At 55.7% G+C, this 15,710-nt stretch carries 21 protein-coding genes, 2 other RNA genes and 1 riboswitch; of the genes, 13 read left to right on the top strand and 10 right to left on the bottom strand.

The window, feature by feature from the left end; genetic code table 11:
• The first annotated feature begins 81 nt into the window (after positions 1-81).
• Both DWY76_RS00180 and DWY76_RS00185 read left to right on the top strand, forming a co-directional pair.
• Complete coding sequence (locus DWY76_RS00180) at positions 82-570, top strand: CYTH domain-containing protein (protein WP_120079198.1); 489 nt, start codon at positions 82-84, stop codon at positions 568-570.
• A complete protein-coding gene (locus DWY76_RS00185) occupies positions 567-1,199 on the top strand; it encodes a rhomboid family intramembrane serine protease (protein ID WP_005941761.1) in 633 nt (210 codons plus the stop codon). Before DWY76_RS00180 ends, DWY76_RS00185 begins: the two co-directional genes overlap by 4 nt.
• 591 nt (positions 1,200-1,790) lie before the next feature.
• Here the strand turns inward: DWY76_RS00185 and DWY76_RS00190 are convergent.
• Positions 1,791-2,468 (bottom strand): TENA/THI-4 family protein, encoded by a 678-nt coding sequence (locus DWY76_RS00190; RefSeq protein WP_120079199.1) that lies wholly within the window; start codon positions 2,466-2,468, stop codon positions 1,791-1,793.
• Positions 2,461-3,261, bottom strand: a complete 801-nt coding sequence (gene thiD, locus DWY76_RS00195) for a bifunctional hydroxymethylpyrimidine kinase/phosphomethylpyrimidine kinase (RefSeq protein ID WP_120079201.1) — start codon at positions 3,259-3,261, stop codon at positions 2,461-2,463. Before thiD ends, DWY76_RS00190 begins: the two co-directional genes overlap by 8 nt.
• A 57-nt stretch (positions 3,262-3,318) precedes the next feature.
• Positions 3,319-3,425, bottom strand: a riboswitch (TPP riboswitch).
• Positions 3,426-3,521: 96 nt separating this feature from the next.
• Here thiD and DWY76_RS00200 point away from each other — a divergent pair.
• Entirely contained in the window at positions 3,522-4,058 is a 537-nt protein-coding gene (locus tag DWY76_RS00200; protein WP_097774947.1) for a TIGR00730 family Rossman fold protein, read from the top strand.
• 42 nt (positions 4,059-4,100) lie between these two features.
• Here DWY76_RS00200 and DWY76_RS00205 read toward each other — a convergent pair whose 3' ends face one another.
• A complete protein-coding gene (locus tag DWY76_RS00205) occupies positions 4,101-4,997 on the bottom strand; it encodes an NAD(P)-dependent oxidoreductase (RefSeq protein WP_120079203.1) in 897 nt (298 codons plus the stop codon).
• Positions 4,998-5,012: 15 nt separating this feature from the next.
• On the bottom strand, positions 5,013-5,813 hold the full coding sequence (locus DWY76_RS00210) for an aspartate dehydrogenase domain-containing protein (RefSeq protein WP_120079205.1): 801 nt from the start codon (positions 5,811-5,813) through the stop codon (positions 5,013-5,015).
• A 108-nt stretch (positions 5,814-5,921) separates the two neighbouring features.
• Between DWY76_RS00210 and DWY76_RS00215 the strand changes: the two genes are divergently transcribed.
• Positions 5,922-6,494, top strand: coding sequence for a chromate transporter (locus DWY76_RS00215; RefSeq protein ID WP_120079207.1), 573 nt, complete (start codon positions 5,922-5,924; stop codon positions 6,492-6,494).
• Positions 6,491-7,063 carry a chromate transporter gene (locus DWY76_RS00220; protein ID WP_120079209.1) on the top strand — a complete coding sequence of 191 codons (573 nt, stop codon included), beginning with the start codon at positions 6,491-6,493 and terminating at the stop codon, positions 7,061-7,063. The genes DWY76_RS00215 and DWY76_RS00220 overlap by 4 nt, the downstream gene beginning before the upstream one ends.
• A gap of 127 nt (positions 7,064-7,190) precedes the next feature.
• Here DWY76_RS00220 and DWY76_RS00225 read toward each other — a convergent pair whose 3' ends face one another.
• Positions 7,191-7,451, bottom strand: a complete 261-nt coding sequence (locus tag DWY76_RS00225; protein ID WP_120079211.1) for a hypothetical protein — start codon at positions 7,449-7,451, stop codon at positions 7,191-7,193.
• Between the two features lie 558 nt (positions 7,452-8,009).
• Between DWY76_RS00225 and DWY76_RS00230 the strand changes: the two genes are divergently transcribed.
• The 8 genes from DWY76_RS00230 (at position 8,010) to ssrA (ending at position 13,540) form a co-directional block, all read left to right on the top strand.
• Complete coding sequence (locus DWY76_RS00230) at positions 8,010-8,384, top strand: HIRAN domain-containing protein (RefSeq protein ID WP_207665809.1); 375 nt, start codon at positions 8,010-8,012, stop codon at positions 8,382-8,384.
• 92 nt (positions 8,385-8,476) lie between these two features.
• Positions 8,477-9,229, top strand: coding sequence for a ZIP family metal transporter (locus DWY76_RS00235; RefSeq protein WP_165852537.1), 753 nt, complete (start codon positions 8,477-8,479; stop codon positions 9,227-9,229).
• A 274-nt stretch (positions 9,230-9,503) separates the two neighbouring features.
• An RNA gene (gene ffs / locus DWY76_RS00240) (signal recognition particle sRNA small type) lies at positions 9,504-9,602 on the top strand.
• Between the two features lie 77 nt (positions 9,603-9,679).
• On the top strand, positions 9,680-11,545 hold the full coding sequence (gene dnaX, locus DWY76_RS00245) for a DNA polymerase III subunit gamma/tau (RefSeq protein WP_120079213.1): 1,866 nt from the start codon (positions 9,680-9,682) through the stop codon (positions 11,543-11,545).
• 31 nt (positions 11,546-11,576) lie between these two features.
• On the top strand, positions 11,577-11,915 hold the full coding sequence (locus DWY76_RS00250) for a YbaB/EbfC family nucleoid-associated protein (RefSeq protein WP_097774953.1): 339 nt from the start codon (positions 11,577-11,579) through the stop codon (positions 11,913-11,915).
• A gap of 19 nt (positions 11,916-11,934) precedes the next feature.
• Positions 11,935-12,534, top strand: coding sequence for a recombination mediator RecR (gene recR, locus DWY76_RS00255; RefSeq protein WP_005941730.1), 600 nt, complete (start codon positions 11,935-11,937; stop codon positions 12,532-12,534).
• 102 nt (positions 12,535-12,636) lie between these two features.
• Entirely contained in the window at positions 12,637-13,119 is a 483-nt protein-coding gene (gene smpB / locus DWY76_RS00260; RefSeq protein WP_120079215.1) for an SsrA-binding protein SmpB, read from the top strand.
• Between the two features lie 70 nt (positions 13,120-13,189).
• Positions 13,190-13,540, top strand: a transfer-messenger RNA (tmRNA) gene (gene ssrA, locus DWY76_RS00265).
• A gap of 80 nt (positions 13,541-13,620) precedes the next feature.
• On the opposite strand, the gene DWY76_RS00270 is transcribed toward ssrA, so the two are convergent.
• From DWY76_RS00270 to DWY76_RS00290, 5 genes are all read right to left on the bottom strand, one after another.
• The gene (locus DWY76_RS00270) at positions 13,621-13,962 is read right to left on the bottom strand and encodes a sporulation initiation factor Spo0A C-terminal domain-containing protein (RefSeq protein WP_120079217.1); all 342 of its coding nucleotides are present in this window, start codon (positions 13,960-13,962) and stop codon (positions 13,621-13,623) included.
• Between the two features lie 191 nt (positions 13,963-14,153).
• Entirely contained in the window at positions 14,154-14,534 is a 381-nt protein-coding gene (locus DWY76_RS00275; RefSeq protein ID WP_120079219.1) for a hypothetical protein, read from the bottom strand.
• Between the two features lie 6 nt (positions 14,535-14,540).
• Positions 14,541-14,945, bottom strand: a complete 405-nt coding sequence (locus DWY76_RS00280; protein ID WP_243111866.1) for a phage holin family protein — start codon at positions 14,943-14,945, stop codon at positions 14,541-14,543.
• A gap of 20 nt (positions 14,946-14,965) precedes the next feature.
• Entirely contained in the window at positions 14,966-15,361 is a 396-nt protein-coding gene (locus tag DWY76_RS00285; protein WP_120079221.1) for a D-Ala-D-Ala carboxypeptidase family metallohydrolase, read from the bottom strand.
• Positions 15,319-15,588 carry a major capsid family protein gene (locus DWY76_RS00290; protein WP_120079223.1) on the bottom strand — a complete coding sequence of 90 codons (270 nt, stop codon included), beginning with the start codon at positions 15,586-15,588 and terminating at the stop codon, positions 15,319-15,321. The genes DWY76_RS00285 and DWY76_RS00290 overlap by 43 nt, the downstream gene beginning before the upstream one ends.
• Between the last annotated feature and the right edge of the window lie 122 nt (positions 15,589-15,710).

Below are 15,710 nucleotides of genomic sequence, written 5' to 3' on the forward strand. Positions count from 1 at the left end.
AAATCTACCCTTTATAATAGCACAAAATCATGTTATTATAAATAAGAAATGCCAAAAAACCGCATGAAAGAGGGATGCATTATGGAAATTGAACGCAAATGGATGGTGAAGGGCTGGCCGGAGGGGCTGCCCCTCAGGGAGGAATTTGCCATGCGGCAGGGCTATATCAGCGTGCGGCCCACTGTGCGCATCCGGGAAGAAGCCCTCACCGGCGGCAGAACGGACTACATCCTCTGCTTCAAATCCGGGGGCGGCCTTGCCCGCGAGGAGATCGAGCGCAGCATCGACAAAGCGCTGTTTGAGGATTTGGAACACAAGATCATCGGCAAACCTCTCATCCCGAAGCTGCGCCGCAGCTACACTCTGCCGGACGGTTCTGTGCTGGAAGTGAACCATGTGGACGAAGGCCAGCCCACCGAGTTCTGGTATGCCGAGGTGGAGTACCCCACGGTGGAATCAGCCCTTGCATGGCAGCCGGAAAGCTGCGGCCTTGGCGATTACCTCAAGGATGAAGTGACGAACCAGCCCGGCCAGAGCATGGGCGAATACTGGGTGGAGACAAGAGGATGAAAAAAGTAAAACTCAAACTGGAACTGCAGTACAACTCCCCGGTGATCCTCACATTTTTCCTGCTGTCACTTCTGGTGCTGTTCCTCGACCAGTGGACGGACGGGTGGACGACGATGCATCTGTTCTGTGTCTATCGCTCCTCGCTGAAGGACCCGCTGTTCTACATCCGGCTGTTCGGCCATGTGCTGGGCCATGCCAGCTGGGATCACTTTCTGAATAACATGCTGCTGCTGCTCGTTGTTGGCCCGCCAATGGAAGAAAAGTACGGCAGCAAGCCGCTTTTGTGCGGCATGGTGTTCACCGCTCTGGTCACCGGCGTGCTGCAATGCGTGCTGTTCCCGCGTTCGGGGCTGCTGGGCGCGTCCGGCATCGTGTTCATGCTTATCATGCTTTCGTCGCTGGCGGGCTTCTCCGGCGGCATCCCGGTCACCATGCTGCTGGTTGCAGCGCTGTACTTTGGTCAGCAGGTGTACGATATCATTTTTGTGCACGACAATGTAGCAAACTTCATGCACATTGTGGGCGGCTTATGCGGCACTGCCTTTGGCTACTACAGTGCGTTGCACAGCCGTCGCAGGCCGGCAAAAGCGGTGAAGTTTTCTAGCACGAACAGCCGCCGGAAGCGCTGAACCCACTGTGGACATAGGCTGATTTTGAAAAATTTGCAAACAGGTATTGACAAACGAAAAATCCGTGGTTTAATATAGCCAAATTCAATACACTAAACCGTTGAAGCGGAGATAACGGCGAACCATGCCTGTACAGAGAGCCTGCGCAGCTGAGAAGCAGACCGGAAACAGTTCGTCAAGGAAAGTGTGACTTTGCGTTATATTTTCCCGAAATGGACCGCTGAGGGTGCAGGGAACTGCGGAGAACTTTCGCCGCACAGTATTCTGCAACGTAGGGCATACGTCAGTTGCCGGGGATGTGTTGGCATCCCGCCAAGTGCATGGGGTCATGCCCATGAAGTCAGGGTGGCACCGCGGATAAAAGGCCATATTTTATTCGTCCTTGACAGAAGAGAGTTCTTCTGTTAGGGGCGTTTTTCTTTTCCACTCCCTCGGCAGAAGAGCCGGGGGAGTTTTTGTTTTAGGGCTCCCATGTTTCCGGCACTAAGGCTCATGCCTGCGGCTGCGGCCACGAAACCCTGAACAAAACAAATGCACCCGGTTGCTGCGGTTCTACCCACAGGCCAGGTGCATTTTATATTTTAGGAAAAATTACAGGTCACTGCGCGGGGAAGCTGCCATGGCCCAGAAGTTCAGCTCGTGCTCCGAGCAGGCATGGAAGATCTCGCGGCAGCGGGCAAGGCGCTCGTTGCTCAGGCCTTCGCAGACTTTTTCTGCAAACGCGGCCCAGTCGCGGCAGGCCGCCTCATAGCCCTTGCCAGCATAGTCCACCACCAGTGCACCATAAAGGGTATCCTGCACGGAAGGCTTTTCTTCCAGCAGTTTCTGGAAGATCCAGCCATAGCTCAGCATACAGGGCAGGCAGGCCATCATGCACTCGGCTGCGCCCTCGCCGTTTTTGGCGGCTTCGATCATAGAGTCCACATAGGCACGGTTCTCCGGCCGCAGCGGCAGGCTCTGGATGCCTTCATCGGTCAGTCCAAAGTGCTTGAGATAGTGCAGGCGGGCTGCATCCTCGCTCTCATTCACGAAGGAAAGCAGGGAATAGTAGGTGCGGATGGTCTGCATATCCTTTGCCTTGGTCATGCCCCAGGCAAACACCTTGGCATATTCCCGCAGGTAAAGACTGTCCTCCACGATGTAGCCCTTGAAGCAGGCTTCATCCAGTGTGCCATCCGCAAGGTGGGTCAGAAATTCTGAGTGCAGGCATTTCTCCCACACAGGCAGACTTTCCTGCACCAGCTGCTGCACAAAGGTCTGCTCACTCACCCACAAACTCTCCCTTCAGTGCAAACATATGGTCCATCGGGCCGGAGCCGTGGCCCAGATCCAGCATGGCAGAAAGACAGCCGGAAATGTAGGCCTTTGCGCGCTCCACCGATGCATCCAGATCATAGCCCTTTGCCAGATTGGACGCAATGGCGCTGGACAGGGTGCAGCCGGTGCCGTGGGTATTGGGGTTTGCAATGCGCTTGCCGCGGAACCATTTGCCGCAGCCGTCCCGCCACAGAAGGTCGTCGGTATCGTTGATCTGGTGGCCGCCCTTGCACAGCACGGCACAGTGGTATTTCTCGCTGATCAGCTTTGCAGCGGCCTCCATTCCGGCCGCATCGGTGATCTTCATGCCGGAAAGGATCTCAGCCTCCGGGATATTGGGGGTGACCACCTCTGCCATGGGCAGCAGCTTTTCGGTCAGTGCCTGCACGGCATCGTCCCGCAGCAGCTTGGAGCCGGAGGTGGCAACCATCACCGGGTCCACCACGATATGCTTTGCGCCGTAGGTGTGCAGCTTTTCGGCGATCACACCGATCAGCTCTGCCGAGGATACCATGCCGATCTTGACGGCATCCGGGTAGATGTCGGTAAAAATGGCGTCGATCTCCTGTGCCAGAAATTCGGGCGTGGCTTCAAAAATGCCGGTCACACCTGTGGTGTTCTGGGCAGTCAGTGCGGTAATGGCGCTCATGGCGTACACGCCGTTTGCAGTCATGGTTTTGATATCGGCCTGGATGCCAGCACCGCCGCTGGAATCGCTGCCGGCAATCGTCAATGCAGTTTTCATGGTTACAACTTCCTTTGCAAAAAATGCGGAAATGCCCGCAAGGAGGCATCTCCGCACTTTGAAGCAGCAGTATCTCCCTACGTTGGCATTGTCCAAATCAGGTCACAGGTCTGGGCAAACAGCCCACTCTCAGCCTGCTTTTGCAGGCTCCCTTTTTTCTGCGTTCAAGAATACCACAGTGCCGCTGCATTTGCAAGGGGATGGCCCTTTTCAATCGGCCCGCTGCGTGGTAAAATGGAAAAAACAAAGGGGGAAATACCATGAACATCACGGTCTATCTTGGAGCAAATGCGGGCAATGATCCTGCGCTGGCGGAAGCTGTCCGGGAACTGGGCAGCTGGATCGGTGCAAACGGGCACCGCCTTGTGTACGGCGGCTCCCGCAGCGGCCTGATGGGTCAGCTTGCCCAGAGCGCGCTGGACGCAGGCGGCACGGTGACCGGTGTGGAACCGCAGTTCTTTGTGCAGCAGGAGCTGCAGCACGATGGCCTGACCGAGCTGATCGTCACCAAGGACATGACCGAGCGCAAGACGAAGATGATCGAGCTGGGCGATGCCTTCATCGCATTCCCCGGCGGTACCGGCACGCTGGAAGAGATCGCAGAGGTAATGTCCAAGGTCTCGCTGGGCCAGTTGGACGCGCCCTGCATCCTGTATGATCTGAACGGCTACTACGACAGCCTGAAAGCACTGCTTGCCAAAATGATCGAGAAAGGCCTTTCCACGCCGCAGCGCCAGCAGGGCATCCGATTTGCGGCGAATCTGGAAGAGATCACAACAATTTTGAATAAAGCCTAAAAGGAAACACTTCCCCGGCCGGGGAAGCGTTTCCTTTTTATATCATTCTCCCAGCGCAGTGCGGATATTTGCCAGCACCTTCTGGCTCAGCAGCACAAAAGCCTGCTTGGTGCGCCCGGCGGAAACATTGGCGCAGTGTACGTTCTCGCGTTCAAAAAAGCCCTCGCTCACCGGGCCTGCAGCGGCACGGGTGTCACAGAAGAAGTGGGTGCCCGGCAGAGCAAGCCACTGTTCCAGAGCAGCAGAGTCAAAGCCCGGGCCGATGGAGGTGTTGAACAGTACCTTGCCTGCGCCCAGCTGTGCAAATTCGTCCTTGCCCAGCAGAAGGACATTTTTGTTCAGGCAGGTGAACACCACCTTGCTCTCGGTCAGCAGCTGTGCCAGCGGCTTATAGGCCATGCCCACAGCTTCGGCATCCGGCTTGCGGGTGCGGCTGTAATAGGCAATGTCGGCGCCCATGAACTGCAGCGCGTCGGCGATCATTTTGCCGGACACACCCAGCCCGATGATGCCTGCCTTCAGCCCGGTGATCTCCACCGGCTCGTCCCGCAACATGGGCATTCCAAAACCGTGCAGGATGCCGGTGAGCTCATGCAGGACGTACTCCACAACGCCGCGGTCGCCGTAGTCCCGGATGCCCAGCACTTTGATGTCGCGGGTGCGGGCGTAGGCGATATCCACATTGGCGCTTTCCTCAGAATACAGGCTGCAGCACATGCCGATGTAACGGATATTCGGGCAGCGCTCGATCACATTTTTGCCCATGCGGGAGGTGTAGCTCAGAAGCACGGCATCGGCATCTCCGATGCGCCGCACGATCTGGTCATCGCTGGCCGGGATATCGCGGTACAGCACCACTTCTTTTGCGTACTGATGCAGTTCCTGCTCAGCGGAAGGAATCAGGCTTACCGGCTCAATGGCCACCAGTTTGTTGAACATCTGCAAAGCCCTCCTTTAATAGAAGCATACGGGGGAGGAGAGGTTGCGCAGCAGGGCAACTACGCTCCAACCGGCAATGGCGCTGGTGGAAGAGCAGATATCCACCACGGCCTTCACGCCCTCGATCTCGGCGGTGATGCAGTGGTCGTCGCCCACCCAGCCGGGTACCGAGTGCATGGTCACGCCGGTGATCTCCGGGCCGGTGGTGGCCAGCGAGGTGGCAACAGCCACATTCACGCGGCGGGGGAAGGTGGCAATGGCCTGCTTGGCATTGCCGGTGAACACGGTGGTCTTTTCGGTATCGGTCAGCAGGTGGTCGGCCCATACGGGCGTGTTGCGGAAGCCTTTGGCTCCGGTGTGGGTCTCAATGCCTGCCGTCTCGGCCAGCTTCTGCGCCTCGGCCATCAGAGTGACGGTCTGCAGCACATCAAAGCCGCCAATGGCACCGCTTGCCAGATGCACCTTGGCACCGCCCTCCACGGCAGCGGCCTTGACCTGCTCGTAAAAATCAAGGTCCGCAAAGGCACCAATGGAAATAATGACCAGATTCACGCCTTTTTTCAGTACAGGCACAGCCATGGCGCGCACAGCCTCCACCGAAGCAGTCTCCACAATGTATTCCGGCTGCAGCGCCAGCAGGGCATCCACATCATCGCAGACGGGACAGCCTACCTCGGCGGCAAGTTTTTCTGCCGAAGCACGGGTACGGCTGGTCACGCCCACCAGCTCATAGTCCGGCAGCAGACCGTTCTTCCATGCATCGGCCACAATGTTGCCCAGAAATCCGCAGCCTACGATGCCAAATTTTGTTTTCATATCCTAAACTCCTTTTTCTGCTTTTTCCAAAGAAAGCAGCATATTCCATTAAAGTATATCATATCAAAACAAAAAATGATATAATAAGGCGCAAGAAAGGAGAAGGCTATGTCGAAAACAAAGGAGCTTTTCTGGACGTTTTTCAAAATTGGAGCGTTCACGTTTGGCGGCGGCTATGCCATGGTGGCTTTGCTGCAAAATGAATTTGTGGAAGAGAAAAAGTGGGTGACAAAAGAAGAATTTCTGGACATGGTGGCAATTGCGGAGTCTACGCCCGGCCCGGTGGCGGTGAACAGTGCCACCTATATCGGCTACAAGATCGAGGGTACGGCAGGCGCGGCGGCGTCTACGGTGGCGGTGTGTCTCCCGTCCTTCGCGGTCATTTATCTGATCTCGCTGTTCTTTGACCAGTTCCTCCGCCTTTCGGTGGTGGCAAGTGCGTTCCACGGCATTCAGGTGTGTGTGATCTATCTGATCCTCTCGGCGGGCCTGAAAATGCTGAAGCAGCTGGAACACAGCGTCTTCAATATTGTCATCCTGACCACGGTTGCGGCAGCGATGGTGGGCTGTTCCATTGCAGCAGTGTCCTTCTCTTCCATTTTTTTCATCCTGTTCAGCGGTGCGGCCGGGCTGCTGGTGTATGCAGTACAGCAGCTGCGGAAGGGGGAGAAGAAGCCGTGATCTATGTAGAACTTTTCTGGAATTTTCTCATGATCGGCGCGCTGTCCTTTGGCGGCGGCTACGGCATGATCTCGCTGGTGCGGGAAACGGTCTTAGGACGCGGCTGGCTGACGGAAGGCGAATTCCTCAGCTTCATTGCCGTGTCGGAGTCCACACCCGGCCCGCTGGCCATCAATATGGCTACCTTCATCGGCGCTTCACAGGGCGGCTTCTGGGGTGCGCTGTGCGCCACGCTGGGGGTGGTGCTGCCGTCTTTTGTGATCATTCTGCTCGTTGCATCGGTGCTGCAGAACCTGATGAAGTATGCGGGAGTCAACGCAGTTCTTGGCGGCGTTCGTCCCTGTGTGGTGGCGATGATCCTTGCAACGGCAATCAATATGGCACTTTCCACACTGCTGGGCTTTGCGGGCCGCAGCACCGACTTTGTACCGGATGCGCGCTCCATTGCAGTGTTTGTACTTTTGTGGGCGCTGCATCTGCTGTGCCGCAAAAGGAACGGCAAGGCACCATCCCCCATTCTCATGATCCTGATTTCCGCAGGGCTGGGCATCCTGTTCTGGGGAGCATAAAAAATAACGCGCCGGGTGGTTCTCGTTGAACGATCCGGTGCGTTTTGTTGTAAAAAGCCGGGCACAGGAAAACTCATGGCTCCCTGTGCCCGGCTTCAGCTTTTATTGGAATTTAGGCGCTGTGCAATCAAGCTGCAACGGAAGAAGCAGCCTCGCTGGAAGCAGCCTCAGAAGAAGCGGCCTCGCTGGAAGCAGCCTCAGAAGAAGAACCGTTCTCCTCTGCAACAGCGGAAGAAGCGCTCTCCTCGGCCTCAGCAGCAACAGAAGTGCTGGTAGAAGCAGCCTCGGAAGAGGATGCAGCAGTGGAGGAAGCAGAACCGCCGCAAGCGGTCATGCCAACAGCCAGAGCCAGAGCAACAACAGCAACACAAACATTCTTGAGTTTCATATCTAAAATCTCCTTGCCATACGCAAATGTATTTTGCAGAAGGCCCTACAGGAAGTGCCTTTCTGCAAGTGGATATTCTAGTCTTTTTTGCGAAAAAATCAAGAGCTTTTTTGGCTAAGAAGTGGGATTTCAATGATAATCTACGATTTTGTTATAATTTATCGCTAAAAGTCAAAGAGTTTTTGTTAAACTGATCGAAGCACAGGGAGACTCAGGAAAGAATTTTTTACCGCGTTGTAATCACTTTGTAATTTCTTTCATTGTTTGTTCACTTGAATCAAGACGGGAATGCATGTTCCCTAAAGAGAAATAAAGAAATGCAAAAGTGAGGATGATGCGGCTCCGGAAACGGAAAAGAGCCATTTGTCATATGACAGTTGACCTGCGGAGAAAGAAAAGATGGTAAACTTTGTGCAGCGAACCTGAACAAAAATATCAAAAAATGACAAGTGTTATTTGAAAGTGATTTTTATTGGACATAAAAAGTGGATAATACAGACACAGCAGGGGATGAACGGGTCCCCTGAAAATAAAACATGTGTTTTGGAGGAAATAAAGATGAAGTACTATGTTACATTGACCGGACTCAACTACCGCTTCGGCACTCAGCCGTTTACAGTAGGCCAGAAGGTAAAGCTGGTCAAGGAGCCGGAGAATGGCTTTGACCGCGAAGCCATCCGCGCAGAACTGCCGGGTCTGGGCAAGGTGGGTTATGTGGCCAACAGCACTCACACCGTGCTGGGCGACTGTTACAGCGGAGGCCGCATCTATGATAAGATCGGCGCTGCTGCCACCGCAAAGGTGAAGTATGTGCTTGCCAATGCGGTGGTATGCAGCGTAAAGGCGGCGGATATGGGGCAGACTGGCCTGCCGCCGGTCGATCCGGCTACGGGTCTGCCCTTTGGCAACGAAGAAGATGCCATCGCATTCTGACAGAAAAGCCCGCCACACAAAATACAGTGTGACGGGCTTTTCTGCACCTTTTTGCTTCGTCGCACATACACCGGGCAAAGGGGGAATGTATCGTGAACCAGATCGTTTTCACTGCGTGGGTGCTGCTGTTCCCGGCGGCGTGCACTACACTGGGGGCAGCAGGTGTGTTTTTGCTGCGGCGGCAGTCGCGGCCCTGCACGCAGCGCATCCTGTGCGGCATGGCAGCGGGCATCATGCTGGCGGCCAGTGTGTGGAGCCTGCTGCTGCCTGCTATCCAGCGCGGACAGACTTTGCCGCTTCCGGCATGGATCCCATCGGCAGTGGGGCTTGTGCTGGGCGCAGTGGGCCTTTTGCAGGTGGAACAGTTTGCCGGGCAGCTGCTGGCAGGCGGGGCCGGGCACGGCGGACGTATGGTGCTGGCTGTAACATTGCACAACCTGCCCGAGGGTATGGTGGCGGGCCTTGCCGCTGCACTGGCATTGACCGGGGAACCGGATGCCATCAGCGGTGCACTGGCACTGAGCCTTGGCATCGGTCTGCAGAATATCCCGGAAGGTGCAGCAGTCAGCCTGCCGCTGGCCCATAACGGCCGCACCCGCAGTCAGGCGTTTTTTGCGGGAGCGGCTTCCGGGCTGGTAGAGCCGTTGGGGGCATTGCTTGCCTTTGCCCTGGCCGAATGGGTCAGTACTGCGCTGCCGTGGCTGCTCAGCGCAGCGGCGGGCTGTATGGTGTGCGTGACCGCACAGGAGATGATCCCGCAGGCCGTGGAGGGCGACGAGCCTGCCGGTGTTGTAAGCATCGTGCTGGGATTTGCGCTGATGATGGCACTGGATGTGGCATTGTAAGAAAAAAAGGGCTGCTGCAAAATCAATGCCGTTAAAATAACAGGATAAAAGAAAAGCGCAGTACAAAACGCGAAAGCGCAGAGAATGTACTGCGCTTTTTGGATTTTAGAGAACATCACATTTTCTGACTTTGGGCTATCCTATTTGATCGTTTCATGCGTGGGCCGTGAAATGATACCTCCCACCCCTTGCAATCTGCCTGCGTTTATGGTACAATATTCTGGCATTCAGAAGGATGTGTCGGACAGCGCCTGCTGCGTGGTTCGGCATACGGATGCGGGTCCTGTACGATGGATTCGCTGTGAACCAGGTCAGGTGGGGAACCAAGCAGCCTTAAGCAGTGCGTTCGTGCGTTTCAGTAAGCCTGCATCCGTATGCCGAGTTACGCAAGGCGGGGACAAAACCCCGTCAGCGCTGTCCTTTTTATTTTGCAGGAAAGGGGAGAGAACCATGTACCGTGCCTTGTACCGCAAATGGAGACCGCAGCGTTTTGAGGATGTGGTAGGCCAGCGGGCCATTGTTACTGCGCTGAAAAACCAGATCACGGCAAACCGTGTGGGCCATGCCTACCTGTTTACCGGCGTGCGCGGCACCGGCAAAACCACCTGCGCCAAGATCTTTGCAAAGGCAGTCAACTGCCTGCATCCGGTCAATGGAGACCCCTGCGGCGAGTGTGAGATCTGCAAAGGCATCGATAACGGCAGCATTCTGGACGTGGTGGAGATGGATGCGGCTTCCAACAACGGTGTGGACGATATCCGCGACCTGCGCGACGAAACAGCTTACACTCCCAGCGCCTGTAAATATAAGGTATACATCATCGATGAGGTGCACATGCTGTCCACAGCGGCATTCAATGCGCTGCTCAAAACGCTGGAAGAACCGCCTGCCCACGTCATCTTTATTCTGGCAACCACTGAGATCCAGAAGGTGCCCGCCACCATCCTTTCCCGCTGCCAGCGGTACGATTTTACCCGCATCGGGCCGGAGGATATCGCCCGCCGGGTGGAATACATTGCAGGTGAGGAAAAGCTGGAGCTTTCGCCGGACGGTGCGGAACTGATCGCCCGTCTGGCCGACGGTGCACTGCGCGATGCGTTGTCCATTCTGGATACCTGCGCAGGCGTTACGGCGAAAATCGATGCCGATGTGGTGCGCCGCATGGCAGGTGTGACCGACCGCAGTTATCTGTTCCGCATTTCGGACGCACTGGAAGCGCAGGACGGTGCCACAGCACTGGCCCAGCTGGCACAGCTTCGCCAGCAGTCTGTGGATGTCAAGCGTCTGACAGAGGAATTGATCGCGCATTATCGTGCTTTGATGCTGGCAGCATTGCCGGGCGGGCAGAGCCTTCTGTCCGGCGTTTCGCCGGAGGAGGAGGCTTTGTATCTGGAAAAAGGCCCGCAGCTTGGCCAGCGGGAGGCCATTCGTGCCATCCGTGCGCTGGGCAGTGCGCTGGAACATATGACCCGCGGCAGCGACCAGCGGATCGAGCTGGAACTTGCACTATTTGGCTTATCCGAACCGCCCCAGCAGCCGCAGGCAGTTCCTGTGCAGGCCGCGCCTGTCCGTGCTGCAGCTCAACCCGCAGCGCCGCAGCCGTTTGCCTCGGCAACTGCTGTGCAGCCCTTTGCAAGCGCTCCGACTACCCAGCCGCCAATACCGTCCGTTCCTGTGGTGCAGCCTGCAGCGGAACCGAAACCTGTAAAGGCAGAACCTTCCGTGCCGTCGGAAATATCTGTAGAGCAGACTTCACCCGTCCAGACCGAAGAGCTGCCGCCGCTGCCGGAGGAACCGCCCGTGCAGCAGGCCGGAATGCTGCCTTGGGACGAGCCTGCCGCGCAGGCCGCACAGCCAGCTGCACCCATGCCGGCAGAGTTGGAACCTGTTCCGCAGCCAGAACCGCCCAAACCTGCACCCACGCCCGCTGCAAAGCCTGTGCCGGAAAAGCCGCAGGATGCCGGGCAGGAAGGGACTGCGCTGTATCCGTACTGGCCGCAGGTGGTACAGCAGCTGCAGGAAAAAGATCCCATGCTCTACACCTATCTGCGCAAGTCCAAGGCTTACTTTGATGGCACCCGCGTGCTGATCGACGGCGGCAAGACCTTCCGCGATTTTATCCGCGCCAACAAGGACAGCCAGCGCCTGATCAAAAAGCTGATCAAGGATGTGTCCGGTACGGCGGTGCCCATTGGTCCCTATGAACCAAAGAGCGCTGGCAAAACGGTCTCCAACGCAGAGCAGTCGCTTCGTGCACTGGAAAAGCTGGGGTTGGATGTGTCCATTGAGGATTCCGCAAGGAAAACGAGATCATAAAAATACATTGCATCAATAAGGAGAAACGATTATGAAAGCAAGAATGCCCGCAGGCTTTGGCCGCCCCGATATGAACGCCCTCATGCGTCAGGCACAGAAGATGCAGGAAGATATGAAAGCCAAACAGGCCGAGCTGGAAGCTGCCGAGTACACCGGCAGCGCTGCCGGTGAGATGGTCACTGTTAAGATGAACGGCAAGCACGAAGTGCTGTCCATCACCATCAAGCCCGAGGCTGTGGACCCGGATGATGTTGAAATGCTGGAAGATATGGTGGCTGCTGCCATCAACGCAACCGTCAAGCAGGTGGACGAAACTGCCGAAGCTGAAATGGGCAAGCTGACCGGCGGCATGAACATCCCCGGTCTCTGATCCGGCAGGAGGGAAGAACATGGGCTATACTGCTGCCCCGCTGGAAAAGCTGATCGAAGAATTCAGCAAGTTTCCGGGGATCGGGCGCAAGGGCGCTACCCGCATGGCGTATCAGGTGCTGAGCATGTCGGACGAAGATGCCGCCGCACTGGCGGGAGCCATTCAGGGTGCCCACACCAAGCTCCATCGCTGCCGTATCTGCCAGAATTATACAGAAGCGGATATCTGCCCCATCTGTGCCAGTGCAAAACGCGATCCTTCTGTGATCTGCGTGGTGGAAACGCCCCGCGATGTGCAGGCGTTTGAACGCACAAGGGAGTATCACGGCTTGTACCATGTGCTGCACGGTCTGCTCAGCCCGATGGACGGAATTACTGCCGAACAGCTGTGCGTCAAGGAACTTCTGGCCCGCTTGGGCGACGGCAAGGTGAAAGAGGTCATCATGGCCATGAACCCCACGGTGGAGGGTGAAGCCACCGCTATGTATCTGGCAAAGCTTATCAAGCCTCTGGGCATCAAGACCACACGTCTGGCCTACGGCCTGCCGGTGGGTGCAAGTCTGGAATACACTGACGAAACCACTTTGTACCGTGCACTTTCTGGCCGTGGTGAGCTGTGAATTGGGAAAAATTTACAGTTTCTTCAAAAACAGCCCTTGCAAAACCATAAAAAAATGGTATACTGATACAACAAACCACAATGGAGAAAGGAGGCGCGCGGAATGGCACCCACTAAGGAGCGTCCGGCAACAAAAACCATTGCCACAAACCGTGAAGCGCGCCATGAATACTTCGTTCTGGAAGCGCTGGAAACCGGTGTTGAACTGAAAGGTACGGAGGTCAAGAGCCTGCGTGCCGGAGGGGTCAACCTGAAAGACAGCTGGGTCGATATTGAGGATGGTGAACTGCTGGTAAAGGGAATGCATATCAGTCCCTACGACCACGGAAACATGTTCAATCAGGATCCGATGCGCGTCCGGCGCCTGCTGGCACACAAAAGTGAGATCCGGCGGCTGCATCAGCAGTGCAAGCTGCAGGGATTTACCCTTGTGCCGCTTTCGCTCTATTTCAAACATGGCCGCGTGAAAATGGAAGTGGGTCTTTGCAAAGGCAAAAAGCTCTACGATAAGCGTGCCGATGCCGCCCAGCGCGATGCAAAGCGTTCCATTGACCGTGCCATGAAGTCCAACGGCAAATACTATTGATTTTTTCAGACCGCTTCCTGAAGCGGAACTTTTTCAAAGCTTTCTGCACACCGCAAGGTGTGCTTTATAAGGGGGCGTAAAGGTTTCGACGGGGAGAGTGAGGTCTGGGCAGCGGGTAGCAGTGGGGGAACTGCTCTATAACTCCTCCAAAAAAATTAACTGACAATAACAATTCTCAGTTGCTCGCAGCCTGAGTGCTGCGCGTTCCGCCCACTCTTGTGTCGTGTGGGGCCGGGGCGTCCTTTAGACACAGCACCTGAACGGACTTAAGCTTTGCGGACCGGCAGGAACTCATGAAGCTACCAATGCGCTAGCCTGACGATCGGCGTGGCGCGGCGGGAATGTTGTAGATCGCCTGCACCCGGAGATACCTACACTGAACTCTTTTCGGACATGGGTTCGACTCCCATCGCCTCCACCATGAAAAAAGAACGCCATTTCGTTAGGAATTGGCGTTCTTTTCTTTATTATGGTAACGTTTTTGGTAACACTATTAAGTTTTCAGACTGCTCTCACCAGCGCATTATACAACATCTCAATGAACTGTACCGCGCTTGGACACCCAGTCAGCGGATAGCCTGCCAGCTGCTGCACATACTCCGGGTTTGTGAGCCATGCACCTTTAGCTGCCCGGCGGACAGCGCTTTGAATCGCTTTTGGCTCACATTTTCTGCGGTCGGCGATAGGGGTATAGATATCTTTCTCCACGGCCTGCAGGCGGTCTTCCTGCTCACAGACCAGCTCAAGACACTGGCACAGGATACTGTAGGCGCTCAGATTGCGTGTGATGCCCATCGGGCGCAGCAAATCAGTGACCTGAGTGGACAATTCGGAAACGATCATAGTTGACACATCCTTTCTATGCGTCAACTCTAACCGAAAAATACTTAAAGTTTACCAATTACGTCGATATACGTCGTAAAGCGTCGAAACACGCCAAACAAAAACAGCCCCGAGGAACCGTCAGGCTCCCCGGGGCTGCTGCTATACTATGATCTTGTTGGCGTTAACATTTTCGTGATGCCGCGAAAACGTCACATATAGGTCTTCTGGCTGCGCACCTGCGCTTCGATCATCGGCTTCAGGTAGCTGTCGAGGTCGCCAAAGGTCTCCTTGATGAACTTGATGGTCTCCTGCGTCAGGGCTTTCTTCGCAGCGGTCAGTGCGCGGTTGTAGGCAATGCGCTGCGCAGCCTCGTCGAACTTGTCCTGTTCCTTCAGGGCATCAACGTAGGTCTGGTTGACGTACTGGACGGCGTTGAACACCGCGTTGGCGGCATTCTGGAGACAGGTCTGCTCAAACTTGTTGTTGATGTAGCCGTTTGCAATGCTGACACCTTTGTTCAGGCCCCAGCCGAAAATGACGGTCATTGCGGGGATGCAGGCAGTGAGTGCGACTTTCAGAAATTCATTCATAAGAGCTTATCCTTTCTGCTCGGTTTCCGAGCGCTGCTTTAAAATGTCCACAGCCTTGGTGATCGCTGCCGGGATGGGCAGTCCCATCAAGCCCGCGTTTTCGATGATGGAAATGGTCTCGTTGCAGATAAAGCCGATCACAACGGCATCCCGCACAAAGGTGGAACCCATCACGGCATCCAGCCTGCAGGCCACCAGCACGATCAGCAGTGTTTCGCCCTTGCGGCACAGGCCCTTCCAGCCTGCGCGGCTTTCCAGCGTGCCGCTTTTGCTCTTCGGGCTGGCGTGGAAAACCCCGGCGACCACAAGCCCCGTGATGTAATCGACTGCCATGAACAGGATCAGCGTCGAAAGTGCCGCATCCCATCCGCCGAATTGACTTGCGATCAGACTGCCGATTACTCCAACCATGGTGCAAACTCCATTCTTCACTACATCACCCATCTGCTTTTTACCTCCCGCACATCGACGTGGACAAAACCGTCCGCGTGGTATCGTCCAATGCCTCCCTTGCCGGGAAGCAGTGTTTCGACGTAGGCCGCCAGCGTGTCCACCGACACGCCAGCGATCCAGATGTCAGCCGCCTTGCCATAAAGGTGCTGGCTGTACTTGGCCGCCTTCTTCTGCTTGGCGTTGTGGCTGGCAGTGCGGAAAGCACTGTTGATGTTCACAGCCTTGCCGAAGTGATCCCGGATTTTTTGCAGTAGAGCCACAAGCTCGTCATCAATAAAGATTGGGTCGCTGCCGTCTTTGCACTTGAACTCCCGGACGTGGAAGTTCTTGCTCAGAGCCTTGCTCCCATCCTTCGCATAGGAATGGTCTCGGATGCCAGATCGGACACCATGGTGGTCAGGATGTAGTTGTACTGCTCATAAGGCAGCAGGATGTGGTTGGGGATGGCATCGGTGTCATACTCGCAGGAAGCCCACACAGCGCTCAGCAGGTCGTTCACGTCCTTCAGGATCTGCTGCGGGCTCTTGTCCTTCCACTGGGTGGAGGAACCGGTGCCGGTGGCTGCAGCAGTGGTCTCGGTGACATTGGGGTTGTTCATCATCGTTACAATTCTTCTGTTTTTGGCAGGTCAGGCATTGTCCAGCGAACATGACAAAAAGGAAGAATCTTCATGGTCTGCAACGGCAGAATATCAACAGGAAATGCTCGAAATACAGCGAGAGG

The organism is Faecalibacterium sp. AF27-11BH (assembly GCF_003603005.1).
Classification (GTDB): domain Bacteria; phylum Bacillota; class Clostridia; order Oscillospirales; family Ruminococcaceae; genus Faecalibacterium; species Faecalibacterium taiwanense.

What these genes read in the sequence shown, in the direction of transcription:
- DWY76_RS00180 (WP_120079198.1), top strand. Translation starts at nt 82, where the DNA reads ATGGAAATTGAACGCAAATGGATGGTGAAGGGCTGGCCGGAGGGGCTG.
- DWY76_RS00185 (WP_005941761.1), top strand. Translation starts at nt 567, where the DNA reads ATGAAAAAAGTAAAACTCAAACTGGAACTGCAGTACAACTCCCCGGTG.
- thiD (WP_120079201.1), bottom strand. Translation starts at nt 3,261, where the DNA reads ATGAAAACTGCATTGACGATTGCCGGCAGCGATTCCAGCGGCGGTGCT.
- DWY76_RS00200 (WP_097774947.1), top strand. Translation starts at nt 3,522, where the DNA reads ATGAACATCACGGTCTATCTTGGAGCAAATGCGGGCAATGATCCTGCG.
- DWY76_RS00205 (WP_120079203.1), bottom strand. Translation starts at nt 4,997, where the DNA reads ATGTTCAACAAACTGGTGGCCATTGAGCCGGTAAGCCTGATTCCTTCC.
- DWY76_RS00210 (WP_120079205.1), bottom strand. Translation starts at nt 5,813, where the DNA reads ATGAAAACAAAATTTGGCATCGTAGGCTGCGGATTTCTGGGCAACATT.
- DWY76_RS00215 (WP_120079207.1), top strand. Translation starts at nt 5,922, where the DNA reads ATGTCGAAAACAAAGGAGCTTTTCTGGACGTTTTTCAAAATTGGAGCG.
- DWY76_RS00225 (WP_120079211.1), bottom strand. Translation starts at nt 7,451, where the DNA reads ATGAAACTCAAGAATGTTTGTGTTGCTGTTGTTGCTCTGGCTCTGGCT.
- DWY76_RS00230 (WP_207665809.1), top strand. Translation starts at nt 8,010, where the DNA reads ATGAAGTACTATGTTACATTGACCGGACTCAACTACCGCTTCGGCACT.
- dnaX (WP_120079213.1), top strand. Translation starts at nt 9,680, where the DNA reads ATGTACCGTGCCTTGTACCGCAAATGGAGACCGCAGCGTTTTGAGGAT.
- DWY76_RS00250 (WP_097774953.1), top strand. Translation starts at nt 11,577, where the DNA reads ATGAAAGCAAGAATGCCCGCAGGCTTTGGCCGCCCCGATATGAACGCC.
- recR (WP_005941730.1), top strand. Translation starts at nt 11,935, where the DNA reads ATGGGCTATACTGCTGCCCCGCTGGAAAAGCTGATCGAAGAATTCAGC.
- smpB (WP_120079215.1), top strand. Translation starts at nt 12,637, where the DNA reads ATGGCACCCACTAAGGAGCGTCCGGCAACAAAAACCATTGCCACAAAC.
- DWY76_RS00270 (WP_120079217.1), bottom strand. Translation starts at nt 13,962, where the DNA reads ATGATCGTTTCCGAATTGTCCACTCAGGTCACTGATTTGCTGCGCCCG.
- DWY76_RS00275 (WP_120079219.1), bottom strand. Translation starts at nt 14,534, where the DNA reads ATGAATGAATTTCTGAAAGTCGCACTCACTGCCTGCATCCCCGCAATG.
- DWY76_RS00280 (WP_243111866.1), bottom strand. Translation starts at nt 14,945, where the DNA reads ATGGTTGGAGTAATCGGCAGTCTGATCGCAAGTCAATTCGGCGGATGG.
- DWY76_RS00290 (WP_120079223.1), bottom strand. Translation starts at nt 15,588, where the DNA reads ATGATGAACAACCCCAATGTCACCGAGACCACTGCTGCAGCCACCGGC.